The sequence below is a fragment of the Pedomonas sp. V897 genome (assembly GCF_051304405.1).
Classification (GTDB): Bacteria; Pseudomonadota; Alphaproteobacteria; order Sphingomonadales; family Sphingomonadaceae; genus Pedomonas.
In genome coordinates, this window is the sequence record NZ_JBPPGG010000003.1 from 191,268 (window position 1) to 204,894 (window position 13,627).

The following is a 13,627-nucleotide window of genomic DNA, read 5'->3' on the forward strand; positions in this document are numbered from 1 at the left end:
CCTGTTCAGATACGCTCAATGATTGTCGCGTTGGCAAGACCACCGGCTTCACACATCACCTGAAGCCCGTAGCGCCCCCCCGTTTCCTCAAGACCATTCAGCAAGGACCCCATCAGGCGGGTGCCCGACGCGCCGAGCGGGTGACCGAGGGCAATGGCACCGCCGCGCGGATTGAGGCGGGCGAAATCCGCATTGATTTCGCGCTGCCATGCCAGCGGAACGGGCGCGAAGGCCTCGTTCACTTCGAACTGGTCGATCGCATCGACGCTGAGGCCTGCCTTCTTCAGCACCCGGCGGGTGGCCGGGATGGGTGCCGTCAGCATCAGGATGGGATCGTCACCCACGACATCGAAGGCGACAAAACGGGCGCGGGGCTTCAGACCCAGGCGGTTGGCGGCTTTCTCCGACATGATCAGGGCAGCCGAGGCGCCATCCGTGATCTGCGAGCTGTTACCGGCCGTGATGCTCCACCGGATCTGCGGGAAACGCGACGCCATTTCCTCGCTCTCGAACGAGGTCTTGAGCTGGGCAAGGGCCTCCGGCGTGGTTGAGGGCCGGATCGTCTCGTCCTGCGTGACCCTTCCCTCCGGCGTGTCGACAGGCACGATCTCACGATCGAACTTGCCCGCCTGGCGCGCGGCTTCCGCGAGTTGGTGGGAGCGGGCGGAGTATTCATCCATCTCCTCCCGCGAAATGTTCCACTTGGCCGCAATCAGCTCGGCTGCGATGCCCTGGCCGACCGTGTTCGGGAACAGCACATCATAGGTCGGCCCGTGGGGGTCCTTGCCCATACGGGCGCTGCCCATCGGCACACGACTCATCGATTCAATGCCGCCCGCGATGACAATGTCGTAGGCACCGGCAGCGATGCCTTGAGCGGCGAAATGAACGGCCTGCTGGCTCGAGCCGCAGCGGCGCTCAACCATGGTGCAGGGCACGTGGAAGGGATAGCCAGCCGCGAGCCAGGCCGTTCTCCCGATGGGAACCGCCTGCTCGCCCGCCTGGCTGACGCACCCCACGATCAGGTCATCGACCTCGCCCGGATCGAGCCGGTTGCGCTCCACCAGGGCAACCATAACCTGCCGGAACAGCTCTGCCGGATGCAGCGAGGACAGGGCGCCACCCGGTTTTCCGCGCGCCATGGGGGAACGGACGATATCAACAATGACAGGTACATTAGACATGGGGTTCTCTCTCAGGGACGGCCGAAAGGTCAGCTGGTTTGATTATTGTCATTGCCGGGCAGGCTGGCGACCGCCGCGGCAATCAGATCAAGACCGGCTGCAATTCAGGTCAAGATCCCATCATTTTCCTTGCGGTACGGCTCGGGTTCCTGGCCGGCGCGGAACTTCTCGGCCCAGTTCGGATCGCCGATCATGGCCCGTCCAACCGCGATGAGATCAAACTCGCCGCGCCCGAAGCGCTCCAGCAAGGGGGCGTAGTCCACCACGGCCTGCACCGGCTTGTCGCGGTCATACATGCCCTGGTTGATGCCGATCCCGCCGACGGCCATCGAGAGCTTGCCGGTCAGGCGCTTGGCCCATCCCGCCAGGTTCTCGGGATACCCCTTGAAAGCCGGGCTGTTGTAATACCTGACGCTGGCATCGAACACATCGACCCCCGCTTCCGCCAGCGGGCGAAGAACTTCCCCAAGTTCCTCCGGCGAGTCCGCAAGGGTGGAGCGGAAGTCCTGCTGCCGCCACTGCGAGAAGCGGAAGAAGATCGGCAGATCCTCGCCAATCACGGCCCGGATGCGGCGAACGATCTCGGCCGCGAACTCGGAGCGGCGGGTGCGGTCCCCGCCCCACCGGTCATTGCGCTGGTTCGTCTCCTTCCACAGGAAGTTGTCGATCAGATAGCCATGACCGCCATGCAGCGCGATCCCGTCGAAGCCAGCCTTCATCGCGTTCTCGGCACAGCGAACGAAGGCCTGAATGGCGTCCTCGATGTCCTCGTCGCTCATCGGCTCACCGATGCGCGGGTCGGCCGGGATGCTGCCCGGGTCGATGGACGTCATCCGCCCGAGAGGCCCCCAGATCCCGGACGGGCTCACACTCGGCACATCCGGGTGCGGCCCGGTGCCGGGTTTGCGCATGGCGCCCTGGTGCCACAGCTGGGGAATGATCTTGGCGCCAGCCGCATGCACCGCATCGACAACCGCGCGCCATCCGGCAATCGGGCCATCTCCGGCCAGGACGGGGATGTTGTTTTCGCCCAGCCCTGCATCGCCAAGAGCGGCGGGATGATCCACCGCAATGCCTTCGGTCACGATGAGCCCGACGCCGCCTTCAGCGCGACGGCGGTAATAGGCGACCACATTCTCCCCCGGCGTGCCATTGGGGCAGAAGCCACGGGTCATCGGCGACATGGCGATCCGGTTGCGGAAAGTGACGTTCCGCACGGTCAACGGCGTAAACAGAACCTCCCGCTGGTCCAGATCAGCAGAGTTTGGTGTTATGGCATTCATTGGAACCGCCTCGCGTTGCATTCTCCTTTGGAGTGTTGCCCGCATCCGGAAAAATCCAAAGGCACGATTGAACCCCGGCAAAAGCCACTGCGCGGCAGGACAATTCAGGCTCCTGACCGTACGTTACCCCTGCCGGCACCCCCTCTCCTTCCCGAGAGGGCTCCTGACCCTTGGACGATCAGCGCCCCTTCCACACCGGGGCGCGCTTTTCCGCAAAGGCGGTGGCGCCTTCCCGAGCGTCCTCCGACTGGAAGACCGGGGCGGTCACCTTGAACTGGCGCTCGAACATTTCCGCTTCCGGCCATTCTCGAGACTCGTTCAGCACCTTGCGGCTTGCCGCGACAGCCAACGGTCCATTGGCGGCAATGGTCCTGGCGATTTCCATGGCCGCATTCAGGGCCTCGCCCTGGGGCACCACCCGATTGACGAGCCCGGCCGCCGCAAGCCTGGAGGCCTCATAGATATCGCCCGTGAGCACGAGTTCGGTCGCGAGCTTGATCGGCATCTGCCGTGGCAGACGGACCAGTCCGCCCGCGTTGGCCACAAGGCCGCGCTTGACTTCCGTCAGGCCGAACTTGGCGGTCTCGGCGGCAACAACAATGTCGCATGCGAGGAGAATTTCAAAACCACCCGCCAGCGCATAGCCTTCAACGGCGGCAATAAACGGCTTCTCCAGTTTGGCCTGGGTCATCCCCGCAAAGCCCGTATCCGGGAGGCGCACCACCTCCCCGCGCAGGAAGGCCTTGAGGTCCATGCCGGCACAGAAATTCCCGCCCGCACCGGTGATCACGGCACAGCGAATTTCAGGATCGGCGTTGATCTTCTTGACCGCCGCTTCCAGCGCCAGCGCCGTCTCGCGATCGATTGCATTGCGCGCTTCGGGACGATTGATCGTCACCAGGGCGATATTATTCTGAATTTCGAGATCAGCCGGCATGAAATCCATTCCCCTCAATCACACTCTAGAGTTGCGCTCAAATGGAGCGCGCGATCAGCAACTTCATGATTTCGCTGGTGCCGCCGTAAATGCGAAACGCCCGAGCGTCCTTGTACATTTCGGCAATGGGGTACTCGAGCATGTAGCCGTACCCTCCAAACAGTTGCAGGCACTCATCAATCACGAAAGCCTGGGCCTCGGTTACGAAGAGCTTCGCCATGGAGGCCGTTGCCGCATCCAGCTTCCCTTCCAGAAGCTGCTGCGTGCAGTGGTACAGAAATGTCTTGGCGACGGTTGCGCGCGTCTTGCATTCAGCCAGTTTGAACTGGGTGTTCTGCTGGTCGAACAGAGCCTTCCCGAAAGCCTTGCGCTCCTTGACATAAGCGACGGTCTCTTCCAGCGCGGCCTCCATCATGCCCATGGCCTGCCAGGCGATGACAAGCCGTTCCTTGGGCAGCTGCTCCATCAACATGCGGAAGCCCTGCCCTTCCACACCCCCCAGCAGGTTTTCGGCCGGTACACGCATGTTGTTGAAGAAAAGCTCGGTCGTGTCGCGGCCTTCCTGCCCCAGCTTCTTGAGCAGTCGGCCGCGCTCGAAGCCCTCGACCTTGTCCACCTCTACCGCGAACAGGGAGATGCCGCGCGCCCCGGCAGCAGGGTCCGTCTTGGCCGCCACCACGACAAGATCGCAGGCGTAGCCATTGGAGATGAATGTCTTCTGCCCGTTGATCACATAATGGTCGCCTTCGCGGCGGGCCGTCGTGCGCATGCCTTGCAGGTCCGAGCCCGCGCCCGGCTCCGTCATGGCCACCGCCAGCAAGGTCTCGCCGCTGACAGCGCCGGGGAGCCATCTGCGGCACTGCTCGTCGGTCGCGTAATTGTAAATGTACGAGGCCACCACGGAGGTGTGGAGCGAGAAGGCAAAGTTCAGAGCGTGCTTGATGCCTTGCCGCTCCATCACGAGCGCGTCATACCGGAAGTCGAGGCCGGACCCGCCGTATTTCTCGGGGATGGAGACGCCAAGAATTCCCGCCTCACCAGCCTTGCGCCAGAATTCCCTCTCCACGAAGCCCTGGTCGCGCCAGCGTTGACGGGCGGCCGCATCGGCATGTTCATCAAAGAACCGATCGACCATCGCCTCGAAGATACTTACTTCGTCGCTGCACATGAAAGACGGACGAGGCAGATCAAACGCAGCCAAAACCAAATCTCCCAATTGCGAACACGGGCAGAGACGGCAGCTATACCACAGGCCCGAATCCGGGAGTTGTCTCGTACTGCAATCAAACAAGCCATGATTTGAAACAGGACACGGAACCTATCGTCTGATGCAGACCATAGGGTTATCCATTCCATGCCGTAGGGGAGGTAGAAAATGGACGAAACGTACGACGTCATCATTGCCGGTTCCGGTTCGGCCGGAATGGCAGCTGCGGTGCGGGCAGCCAAACGGGGCCTCAAGGTCCTGATCGTCGAGAAAGCCCATAAGATCGGCGGCACGTCCGCCACGTCAGGCGGTGTGATCTGGATTCCCAACCATGGGCTGGGCACGGATGACTCCAGTGATCAGGCCATGACATATATCCATGCGGTTGCCAACGGGCCGGTTCGCGAGGACCGGGTCAAGGCATTTCTCGAAGCCGGGCCACGGATGATCGCCTTCCTCAAGGAAATGGGGCTCCGCCCGACTGTCATGCCCTGGCCCGACTATTTCCCGGAAGCCCCTGGCGCGCGTGCGGACCGTTCAATCGTCTTCCCGAAATATGATGGACGGCGCCTTAAGGATCTGTTCCCGCTTGTTCGCGAGCAGTACACCCGCTTCAAGCTGATGAACCGCTACACGCTGGACTTCATGGAGGCGAACACCATCTCCACGCGTTCGCCGGGCTGGGTCCGTGAACTGGTCAAGGTGATTGGCCGCTACTGGCTGGATATCGGAACCCGTTTCATCACAAGGCGGGACCGTCTGTTCAGCCTGGGCGCAGCGCTTATTGGCCCGCTGGTCGAGCTTTACGTCAGGCTTGGCGGGCAGTTCCTGCTCGGCAGCGCCGTCAAGGAACTGGTGGTCGAGAACGGCCGGGTGGTTGGCGTTGTCGTGGAACGTTGGGGTCGCCGCGAGACCATTCGCTCCCGCCACGGCGTGATCGTCTGCGCAGGCGGCTTCGAGTGGAACCAGAAGCTGCGTGACCGCTTCTTCACCATCCCCGGAAGCACCCGCTATAGCAGCACCCCGCCCGAGGCCAATTGCGGCGAAGTTCTGGAGGCGGGTCTGGCAATCGGCGCCGCCACCGAATTCACGGAGACGGGCTGGTGGGTTCCCACCATGACCATCCCGATCCCGGGCGTTTCCAATTTCGAGGAAATCCATCAGGCCACGTTTGACGTTGGCCGGCCGCACAGCGTGTGCGTCAACCGCAATGGAGACCGCTTCGTGGATGAGGCCTGCGGCTATGACCGCTTCGGAAATGCCATGATGGAGGACCAGCTCAAGACCGGCGCCAACACGCCGTGCTGGTTGGTATTCGATGCCACCTTCCGGTACAAGTTCACCGCAGGCGGCATTATGCCGACCGCCATCATGCCCGACTGGAAGATCCCGGTTGACTGGTGGGATCATTATATCTTCCGCGCCTCGACCGTGCGGGAGCTGGCGCAGAAAATCGAAATCAACCCGGACAAGCTGGAATCCGTCGTCGCCCGCATGAACGAATACGCCAGAACGGGCCATGATCCGGAGTTCGGACGCGGCAGCAACATCTACGACGTCAATTTTGGCGACCCCGCAGTCAAACCCAACCCGTGCCTTGGCCCCATCGAAAAGGCTCCTTTCTACGCCGTCCCGATCAACCTCGGCGACCTCGGCACCAAGGGGGGCCTGAAGTGCGACGCCTCCGCGCGCGTCCTCGACCAGTCAGGGCAACCGATCCCGGGCCTTTATGCGGCGGGCAACGCCTCCGGCTCCCCGTTCGGCAATTCCTATCCGGGCGCAGGGGGGACCATTGGTCCGGCCATGGTGTTCGGCTTCATTGCGGCTGACATGGTTGCGGCCGAAGCCGCCCAATCCTGACATCGGCTCACGTTGGACAACAGAGAACACAGAAATCGACGCATAGGGGGAGGAAAATTCATGGGTCGCCTGCAAGGCAAGGTCGCGATTATCACGGGCGCTGCGCGCGGTCAGGGCGAGGCAACCGCCCGTCTCTTTGCCGATGAGGGCTGCTCTGTCGTGCTGACAGACATTCTCGCGGCTGGAGGCGAGGCCGTCGCCGCGAGCATTGGTGAGCGCGCACGGTTTGTGCGCCACAATGTGACGGACGCAGCGGACTGGGAAACGGTGGTCCAGACCGCACTGTCCGCGTTCGGGAAGGTGGATATCCTGGTGAACAACGCGGCGATCACCATGTACAACCCCATCGAGCAGACCACCAGGGACGATCTCCAGCGGGTGCTCTCGGTAAACGTGGTGGGCCCTTTTCTCGGGATCAAGGCTGTCCTTCCGCTGATGAAGGAAGCGCGCCGGGGCTCGATCGTCAACATCTCCTCGGTCAATGGCCTGCGCGGAACCATGGGCATGAGCGCCTATGATGCGTGCAAGTGGGCGGTGCGCGGGATGACAAAATCCATCGCGCTCGAAGGGGCCCCCTACAATGTGCGGGCGAATTCCGTCCACCCGGGCGCGATCGACACGCCGATGCTCAATCCGACCGGCACTTTCGAGTCCGAACCGCTGGCGCGCGCCTTCGGCATTCCCTTTGGCCGCATCGGCCAGCCGGCAGAGGTCGCTTACGCCTCTCTCTTCCTCGCCAGCGATGAAGCGTCCTACATCAGCGGCGCCGAACTGGCAGTGGATGGTGCCTGGACTGCGGGGCTGACCTCCAACATGCAGGAGCTGGACAACGCTTCCTGATCCCGGCACCCGTGCGCGTTCCGCACGTGAGGCCAGCCGTCCGAAGGCATATCGCTCCTTGCAGCGGCGAAGTGATCGTTGGACTTCGCCGCTGCCGCAGGATCACAGCGTATAGCCGCCATCCGCAATCAGCGTCTGGCCGCTAAAATAGCTCGACCGATCGGAAGCAAAGAAGGCGGCAGCCTCCCCGATGTCCTCAGCCGTGCCGAAGCGGCGCAGTGGTATGGACTTGCGGAACGTCTCCCAGAATTCTGGCGTCATGCGCTCGGCGATGTACTGCTCGCCAAGACCCGCATTCATTGCGCCCGGAGCCACCGTATTGGCACGGATGCCATACTTGCCCTCTTCCTTCGCAACGCCCCGGCACAGCGCCTCGATCGCCGCCTTGGGGGCCGCCGAGATGCTGTCTCCCGGGATCACGCGGGTGTTGGCCATCGATGTCACCGCAACAATGCTGCCGCCCCCCTGCGCGCGAAATCGCGGCAGGATAGCCGCGAGCACTCGTGTGAAACCGAGCGTTTCCGTCTCGAACACATCGCGCCACTGCGCTTCGCTGATTTGGGAAATATAAGGCTGGTCAATGGCGCATCCCGCCGCAAAGACCACGGCGCCGATCGGCCCGCACGCGGATGTCACTTCCGCCACAACGGATTCGACCGACGCGCTGTCCATGACATCGCATTGCACAGCGTAGGCGCGACATGTTGCGGGCAGCGACCTGGCCAGTGTGTCCGCCCGTTCCCGACCTGCGCGATAGGTGAACGCAACGTTGGGCCACTCGCGGGCAAGCGCCCGGACGCAACCGGCACCAAGGCCGCCGGAACCACCGAAAACCAGCGCCGTCTTTGTCATTCCTTCCCTCCCTCAGGCGCGAATGGTGCTGCCGCCATCGACCTTCAGCTCCATCCCCGTTGTGAAGCTTGACGCATCGGAGGCGAGCCACAGCGCCGCCTGCGCCACCTCCTCGGGTTTGCCGATGCGGCCAAGCGGGTGGATCCGGGAAAACAGCGCATAGGCCTTTTCGCGCTCCATCCCGGTCCGCCGGAGTTCTTCCTCGAACATCTCGGTCTCGATGCCCCCCGGGATCACGGCATTCACCCGGATCGGCCACCCGGCGGCAGCACATTCAAGTGCCAGCACCCGCGTCATCGCATTGAGCGCGGCCTTGCTCACGCTGTAGGCGGCGAACCCCGGGGTGACGCGGATACCGAAAGCCGAAGAAATGTTGACGATGCTGCCCGGTTCACCAGACCGCTGCATCAGCGGCAGCGCAGCCCGGCATCCCAGAAATGGGCCGCGCAGATTGATCTCCATGTGATCATCCCAGTTCGCGTCGTCCGCGGCCGCGAGCGTTGAACCGCGGGTAATGCCGGCACAGTTGACCAGAACATTGAGCTTTCCGAACCGGGACTCGGTCGCCGCAAGTGCTTCCCGCCACTGTCCATCGTTGCGCACATCCAGCGCGACAGCGAGCGTCTCCCCTTCGATCTGGCTGGCAGCGGCCCTGGATTGCTCAAGCGAACGGGCCGCGACAACGACCTGCGCGCCTTCGGCTGCGAACAATCGGGCGATACTGAATCCTATTCCCTTTGCCGCGCCTGTTACAAAGGCAACCTTTCCCTCCAGAACTGGCACCGGCTCCCTCCTGATTGATGATCCGATGCCCGAACGATGCCTTCTTGCAGGTCCGCGATCCAGCTCTGACAGCCCGGTTCCGGCGGCACCATGCGCCGTGATGCACGCCATTCTTCATCAGCAGACAATCCGCGCTACTGTTGTCGTCGCCTCGAGCCAGCTATTGTTCTGTACCAATAAGAGAACGAGGGGGATCATGGCTTTCGAAACACTGCGTCTATCGGTCGAAAATGGTGTGGCGGAAATCCGTCTGGCGCGACCGGACCTGCTGAACCGGTTCGACATGCAGGCGCATGTCGAATTCGTGTCGGCAATCGAGCAGGTATCGGAAGACATTCCGGCGATCCGGGCCCTGATCCTTTCGGCTGAAGGCAAGGCCTTCTCCGCCGGCGGCGACTTCGAGGAAATGCTTGAGGCCAACGCCTCCAAGGCCGTTCGCAACAACATGGTCAAATATGCCAAGGGCGTTTTCTATGGCATTGCCGAACTGCCGATCCCGGTGATCTCCGCCGTTCAGGGCGCCGCAATCGGACTAGGCGCCACCATTGCCACGCTTTCCGATATCGTTATTGCCTGGAAGGGCGCCAAGATCGCCGACACCCATGTCAACGTCGGCCTGGCGGCGGGCGACGGCGGCATCATCAGCTGGTCGCAGTCGATCGGCATCAACCGCGCGAAACGCTACCTCTTGACCGGCGACATCATCACGGGCGAGCAGGCCTATGAATGGGGTCTGGTCACCGAGCTGGTCGAGACGCCGGAAGAAGCCCTGCCCCGCGCCCGCGCACTGGCCGAGAAAATCGCGGCAATGCCTCCCCTCGGCGTGATCGGTACCAAGCGCGCTTTCTCGCGCATCACCAGCCTGATCGCCTCCCAGGCACTGACCCCCGGCCTTGAGTTCGAAATGGAAGCCATGGCCAGCCCGGACCTTGTCGCGACCGTCAATCGTCTGCGCCAGAAGTAGTTCCGCTTCCGACCCGCTTGATGCCTGCCCCGGGCCACAGGAGTGAACAATGCACTACACGCACGTCCATACGCCCCTCCGCATTGGCAACCAGACAATAAAGAACCGTATTTTCCGTCCGGCCCATGGGACCATCCTGGGCAAGGGATCGATGAACGACACCCTGATTGCCTATCATGAAGCACGTGCGCGCGGCGGTGCGGGGCTGTCGATCATCGAAGTGGGCTCGGTCCATCCCACAAGTCCGCTCTCGATTGACCTGTGGAAGCCCGAGCTCGAGCCCGGCTATCGCAAGCTGATGGACGTCTGCCGCAAATACGACATGAAGGTCTACCAGCAGCTCTGGCACGCGGGGCATCACGCCATTCCGCGGGACGGCAGCCCGCCCTGGGGCGTCAGCGCCACGCCCAGCGTCGAGGTGGGTGTTGTCCCGATCGAGATGACCAAGGCGATGATCGCCCAGATCATCGAAGCCTACACGACCGCTGCCCGCCGGATGGAAGCCTGGGGCCTTGACGGCGTCGAGGTCCATTGCGCCCACGGCTACCTGCCCGCCCAGTTCCTCTCGGCAAACACCAACCTGAGGACCGACGAGTATGGCGGCGCGACCATCGAAGAGCGGGCGCGGTTCGTCATCGAACTGATGGAGTCCGTGCGCAGCGCGGTCTCCCGCGATTTTGTCGTTGGCGTTCGGCTGGCCCCGGACCTCACCGTCGGCGGCGTTGACGAGGAGCAGAACCTCGCTGTCGCCCGCATGCTCCAGGACCGCGGCCTGATCGATTACGTCAACGTCTCGGTGGGCAATTACAACAGCTACACCAAGATGGTCGGCGGAATGCACGAGCCGGTTGGCTACGAACTGCCGACCAGCCGGCCGATTACGCGCCAGATCGATCTGCCGACCATGGTTGTCGGCCGCTTCCGCACGCTCGAGGAATGCGACCAGGTCATCCGGGCCGGTGATGCCGACATGGTGGGCCTGGTGCGCGCGATGATCGCCGACCCTGACCTTGTCACGAAGAGCCTTGCCGGCAAGGCAGACCAGGTGCGCCCCTGCATCGGCTGCAACCAGGCCTGCGTCGCGCAGGTCTCGACCGAGCATGGCCATATGGAATGCGCCGTCAATCCGGGCACCGGGCACGAGCTTTACCGGGGTGATGCCGTTCTGGTGCCGGCGACGGAGCCGAAGAACGTTCTGGTGGTCGGCGGCGGACCGGCGGGGCTGGAAGCGGCCCGTGTGGCAGCGCTGCGTGGCCACAAGGTGACGCTGGCAGAAGCCAGCCCGCAACTTGGCGGTGCTTTGCGCGCTGCTGCCAAGGCGCCGACCCGTCACGGCATGATCGACATCGTGACCTGGCTTGAATCCGAGATCTTCCGCCTCGGTGTCAGCGTCAACCTCTCCACCTACATGGACGAGAACGATGTGATTGCCTCGGGAGCCGATGCCATCGTGATCGCAACCGGCTCGATCCCGCGCATGGATGGCATTCAGCACTCCCATCCGGGCCAGCCGATCCGAGGCTTCAACCGGCCCAATGTCATCTCGTCGCTCGACCTGTTCATGCAGCCGCCGTCCAACCTCGGGCGCAGCGCCGTCGTCATTGACGATGTCGGTCACTACGAAGGTCTGGCGTCTGCCGAGCACCTGATCGAGCAAGGCCTTGCCGTGACCTATGTGACACGGCTGCGGATGCTCGCCCCCCTGGCCCAGGGCCCGCTGATGGTGGAGCCGTTCCTGACGCGGATGCGGGGCAAGCCGTTCGACTACCGGATCCGGCACCGCGTGGTGGAGATCGCCGATGGCGAGGTTCTGATCAGCCCGACCCATTTCACCGACGATGCCGACGTCCAGCGTCTGCCCGCCGATACCGTGGTGTTCATTTCGGCGAACGCTCCCAACCGCGAGCTCTACACGGCGCTGTCCGACCGCTTCAAGGACATCCGGGTGGTTGGCGATGCCAACTCCCCCCGTTTTCTCCAGTCCGCCATTCGCGAAGGACACATCGCTGGCGCGTCGATCTGAAGGGAGTGGAACACATGGCTGTACTCGAAGGAAAGGTGGCGATCGTTCTGGGAGCCTCGGCGCCCAGTGGAACTGGCTGGGCGATTGCCAAGCGTTTCGCCAAGGAGGGCGCAAGGCTCGTCGTTGGGGCCCGCCGCAGCGAGCCGTTGGCCGAACTTGCGAAAGCGACCGGGGGAATCGCACAGGCGTGCGACGTGGCGGATGAGGAACAGGTCCGCGCCTTTGTCGCCCGCGCCATCGACAGCTACGGGCAGCTCGACATTGCGGTGAACGCGGCCGCCCTGCCGATGGGGGGAACAATTGCCAATGCCCCCGTAAGCGACGCTCGCGCGGCGATGGAGGTCAACTACTTCGGCAGCCTCTATTTCGTCCGCCACAGCGCGGCCGCGATGCGGAACGGCGGCTCGATCATCCTCTTCTCGTCGCTTGCTGCGGCAAAGCCGATGGAGTTCGTCTACCCTTACGCCTGCGCCAAGGCGGCAATCGACTGCCTGGTACGGTATGCGGCCGCCGAATATGGCCGCAAGGGCATCAAGGTGAATTCCATCCTCCCCGGCCCGATCCGCAGCGAGATGTCGTCCGGCCTGTGGAGCGTTCCCGGCATGGAAGAAACCTACGCCCGCGCAATTCCGCTGGGGCGCATCGGCGAGCCGGAAGACTATGCCGACGCCGCACTGTGGCTCGCCGGCCCCTCCTTCGTGACCGGGCTCAACCTCCATGTGAGTGGCGGCAACCAGTTGACGCGACTGCCAACGCTTGACGAACGCCCCAGTCTGGTCGGCCCCGACCCCACAAACGCTGCATGAACAGAAAGTAGCATTGCGATGGATCTTGATAATGATGTGCTCCGGCTCACCGGAAAGAAAGCCCTTGTGGTCGGCGGCTCGAGCGGGATCGGTAATGGCATTGCCCAGCTGTTTCGCAGCCAGGGTGCGTCCGTGCGGGTCTGGGGCACCCGGCCTTCGCCGGACGATTATGACGCCAGCGAGGGCTCGGACCTGACCGGCCTGGAGTACGAGCAGGTTGACCTCTCGGACCCGGCCGCCATTGACACGGCCGCCGATTTCCCCGACGGGCTGGACCTGCTCGTCCTGTCCCAGGGCACTGTGGTCTACAAGCGCAAGGAATTCGAGATCGAGACGTTCCGTCGCGTGATCGACATCAACCTGAACAGTGTCATGCACTGCTGCACCCGCTTCTATCCCAGCGTGCGGAAGCAGCAGGGCTCGATCCTCATCATCAGCTCGATCGGCGCGTATAAATCCGTCATCGGCAACCCGGCCTATGCCGCCTCCAAGGCGGCGGTCGTCGGCCTCACCCGCACGCTCGGCGACGCCTGGGGCCGGGAGAGTGTGCGGGTCAATGGCATCGCGCCGGGCATGATTGCCACCAAGATGACCAAGGTGACGACGGAGCATCCCGATCGCCTGGCGTCCGCCCTGTCCACGATTTCGCTGGGGCGGCTCGGCCTGCCCGCCGACATCGCGCACACGGCCCTGTTTCTGGTCTCACCGCTGGCGTCCTACATCACCGGCCAGACCATCATCGTGGACGGCGGCCGCAGCCTGTAGCCGCGCTTTCCTCTCCCACCCGTCCAACGGCCAGTGGCGCGCTCCGCCTGAGCGCCGTGGGATGAGGGGGAAAACGGATCACAAAAAAAGTGGCGGGAGCGGATAACCGCTCCCGCCACTTCT

At 63.3% G+C, this 13,627-nt stretch carries 12 protein-coding genes; 6 read left to right on the plus strand and 6 right to left on the minus strand.

The window, feature by feature from the left end:
- Positions 1 to 5: 5 nt before the first annotated feature.
- The 4 genes from ACSJJU_RS09885 to ACSJJU_RS09900 form a co-directional block, all read right to left on the minus strand.
- Positions 6 to 1,184: a thiolase family protein gene (locus ACSJJU_RS09885; RefSeq protein WP_435915234.1), complete on the minus strand. Its 1,179-nt coding sequence runs from the start codon at positions 1,182 to 1,184 to the stop codon at positions 6 to 8.
- 104 nt (positions 1,185 to 1,288) lie between these two features.
- The gene (locus ACSJJU_RS09890; protein ID WP_435915235.1) at positions 1,289 to 2,467 is read right to left on the minus strand and encodes an NADH:flavin oxidoreductase; all 1,179 of its coding nucleotides are present in this window, start codon (positions 2,465 to 2,467) and stop codon (positions 1,289 to 1,291) included.
- A 178-nt stretch (positions 2,468 to 2,645) separates the two neighbouring features.
- Complete coding sequence (locus ACSJJU_RS09895) at positions 2,646 to 3,404, minus strand: crotonase/enoyl-CoA hydratase family protein (protein ID WP_435915236.1); 759 nt, start codon at positions 3,402 to 3,404, stop codon at positions 2,646 to 2,648.
- A 37-nt stretch (positions 3,405 to 3,441) separates the two neighbouring features.
- The gene (locus tag ACSJJU_RS09900) at positions 3,442 to 4,605 is read right to left on the minus strand and encodes an acyl-CoA dehydrogenase family protein (RefSeq protein ID WP_435915237.1); all 1,164 of its coding nucleotides are present in this window, start codon (positions 4,603 to 4,605) and stop codon (positions 3,442 to 3,444) included.
- A 174-nt stretch (positions 4,606 to 4,779) separates the two neighbouring features.
- Between ACSJJU_RS09900 and ACSJJU_RS09905 the strand changes: the two genes are divergently transcribed.
- Positions 4,780 to 6,471, plus strand: a complete 1,692-nt coding sequence (locus ACSJJU_RS09905) for an FAD-dependent oxidoreductase (protein WP_435915238.1) — start codon at positions 4,780 to 4,782, stop codon at positions 6,469 to 6,471.
- Between the two features lie 60 nt (positions 6,472 to 6,531).
- A complete protein-coding gene (locus tag ACSJJU_RS09910) occupies positions 6,532 to 7,311 on the plus strand; it encodes a glucose 1-dehydrogenase (protein WP_435915239.1) in 780 nt (259 codons plus the stop codon).
- A 102-nt stretch (positions 7,312 to 7,413) separates the two neighbouring features.
- Here ACSJJU_RS09910 and ACSJJU_RS09915 read toward each other — a convergent pair whose 3' ends face one another.
- Positions 7,414 to 8,163 (minus strand): SDR family NAD(P)-dependent oxidoreductase, encoded by a 750-nt coding sequence (locus ACSJJU_RS09915; RefSeq protein WP_435915240.1) that lies wholly within the window; start codon positions 8,161 to 8,163, stop codon positions 7,414 to 7,416.
- Between the two features lie 12 nt (positions 8,164 to 8,175).
- Complete coding sequence (locus ACSJJU_RS09920) at positions 8,176 to 8,946, minus strand: SDR family NAD(P)-dependent oxidoreductase (RefSeq protein WP_435915242.1); 771 nt, start codon at positions 8,944 to 8,946, stop codon at positions 8,176 to 8,178.
- 196 nt (positions 8,947 to 9,142) lie between these two features.
- Here ACSJJU_RS09920 and ACSJJU_RS09925 point away from each other — a divergent pair, with 196 nt between their 5' ends.
- The 4 genes from ACSJJU_RS09925 to ACSJJU_RS09940 are packed head-to-tail and all read left to right on the plus strand — an operon-like array spanning position 9,143 to position 13,504.
- A complete protein-coding gene (locus ACSJJU_RS09925) occupies positions 9,143 to 9,910 on the plus strand; it encodes an enoyl-CoA hydratase/isomerase family protein (RefSeq protein ID WP_435915243.1) in 768 nt (255 codons plus the stop codon).
- A 49-nt stretch (positions 9,911 to 9,959) separates the two neighbouring features.
- Positions 9,960 to 11,933, plus strand: coding sequence for an FAD-dependent oxidoreductase (locus ACSJJU_RS09930; protein ID WP_435915244.1), 1,974 nt, complete (start codon positions 9,960 to 9,962; stop codon positions 11,931 to 11,933).
- Between the two features lie 14 nt (positions 11,934 to 11,947).
- Positions 11,948 to 12,739: an SDR family NAD(P)-dependent oxidoreductase gene (locus tag ACSJJU_RS09935; RefSeq protein WP_435915245.1), complete on the plus strand. Its 792-nt coding sequence runs from the start codon at positions 11,948 to 11,950 to the stop codon at positions 12,737 to 12,739.
- 18 nt (positions 12,740 to 12,757) lie between these two features.
- Entirely contained in the window at positions 12,758 to 13,504 is a 747-nt protein-coding gene (locus tag ACSJJU_RS09940) for an SDR family NAD(P)-dependent oxidoreductase (RefSeq protein WP_435915246.1), read from the plus strand.
- Positions 13,505 to 13,627 lie beyond the last annotated feature (123 nt).

Excerpts from the sequence above, each read along its gene's own strand:
- ACSJJU_RS09930 (WP_435915244.1), top strand. The coding sequence starts at position 9,960 with ATGCACTACACGCACGTCCATACGCCCCTCCGCATTGGCAACCAGACA.
- ACSJJU_RS09910 (WP_435915239.1), top strand. The coding sequence starts at position 6,532 with ATGGGTCGCCTGCAAGGCAAGGTCGCGATTATCACGGGCGCTGCGCGC.
- ACSJJU_RS09925 (WP_435915243.1), top strand. The coding sequence starts at position 9,143 with ATGGCTTTCGAAACACTGCGTCTATCGGTCGAAAATGGTGTGGCGGAA.
- ACSJJU_RS09915 (WP_435915240.1), bottom strand. The coding sequence starts at position 8,163 with ATGACAAAGACGGCGCTGGTTTTCGGTGGTTCCGGCGGCCTTGGTGCC.
- ACSJJU_RS09890 (WP_435915235.1), bottom strand. The coding sequence starts at position 2,467 with ATGAATGCCATAACACCAAACTCTGCTGATCTGGACCAGCGGGAGGTT.
- ACSJJU_RS09940 (WP_435915246.1), top strand. The coding sequence starts at position 12,758 with ATGGATCTTGATAATGATGTGCTCCGGCTCACCGGAAAGAAAGCCCTT.
- ACSJJU_RS09885 (WP_435915234.1), bottom strand. The coding sequence starts at position 1,184 with ATGTCTAATGTACCTGTCATTGTTGATATCGTCCGTTCCCCCATGGCG.
- ACSJJU_RS09905 (WP_435915238.1), top strand. The coding sequence starts at position 4,780 with ATGGACGAAACGTACGACGTCATCATTGCCGGTTCCGGTTCGGCCGGA.
- ACSJJU_RS09935 (WP_435915245.1), top strand. The coding sequence starts at position 11,948 with ATGGCTGTACTCGAAGGAAAGGTGGCGATCGTTCTGGGAGCCTCGGCG.
- ACSJJU_RS09895 (WP_435915236.1), bottom strand. The coding sequence starts at position 3,404 with ATGCCGGCTGATCTCGAAATTCAGAATAATATCGCCCTGGTGACGATC.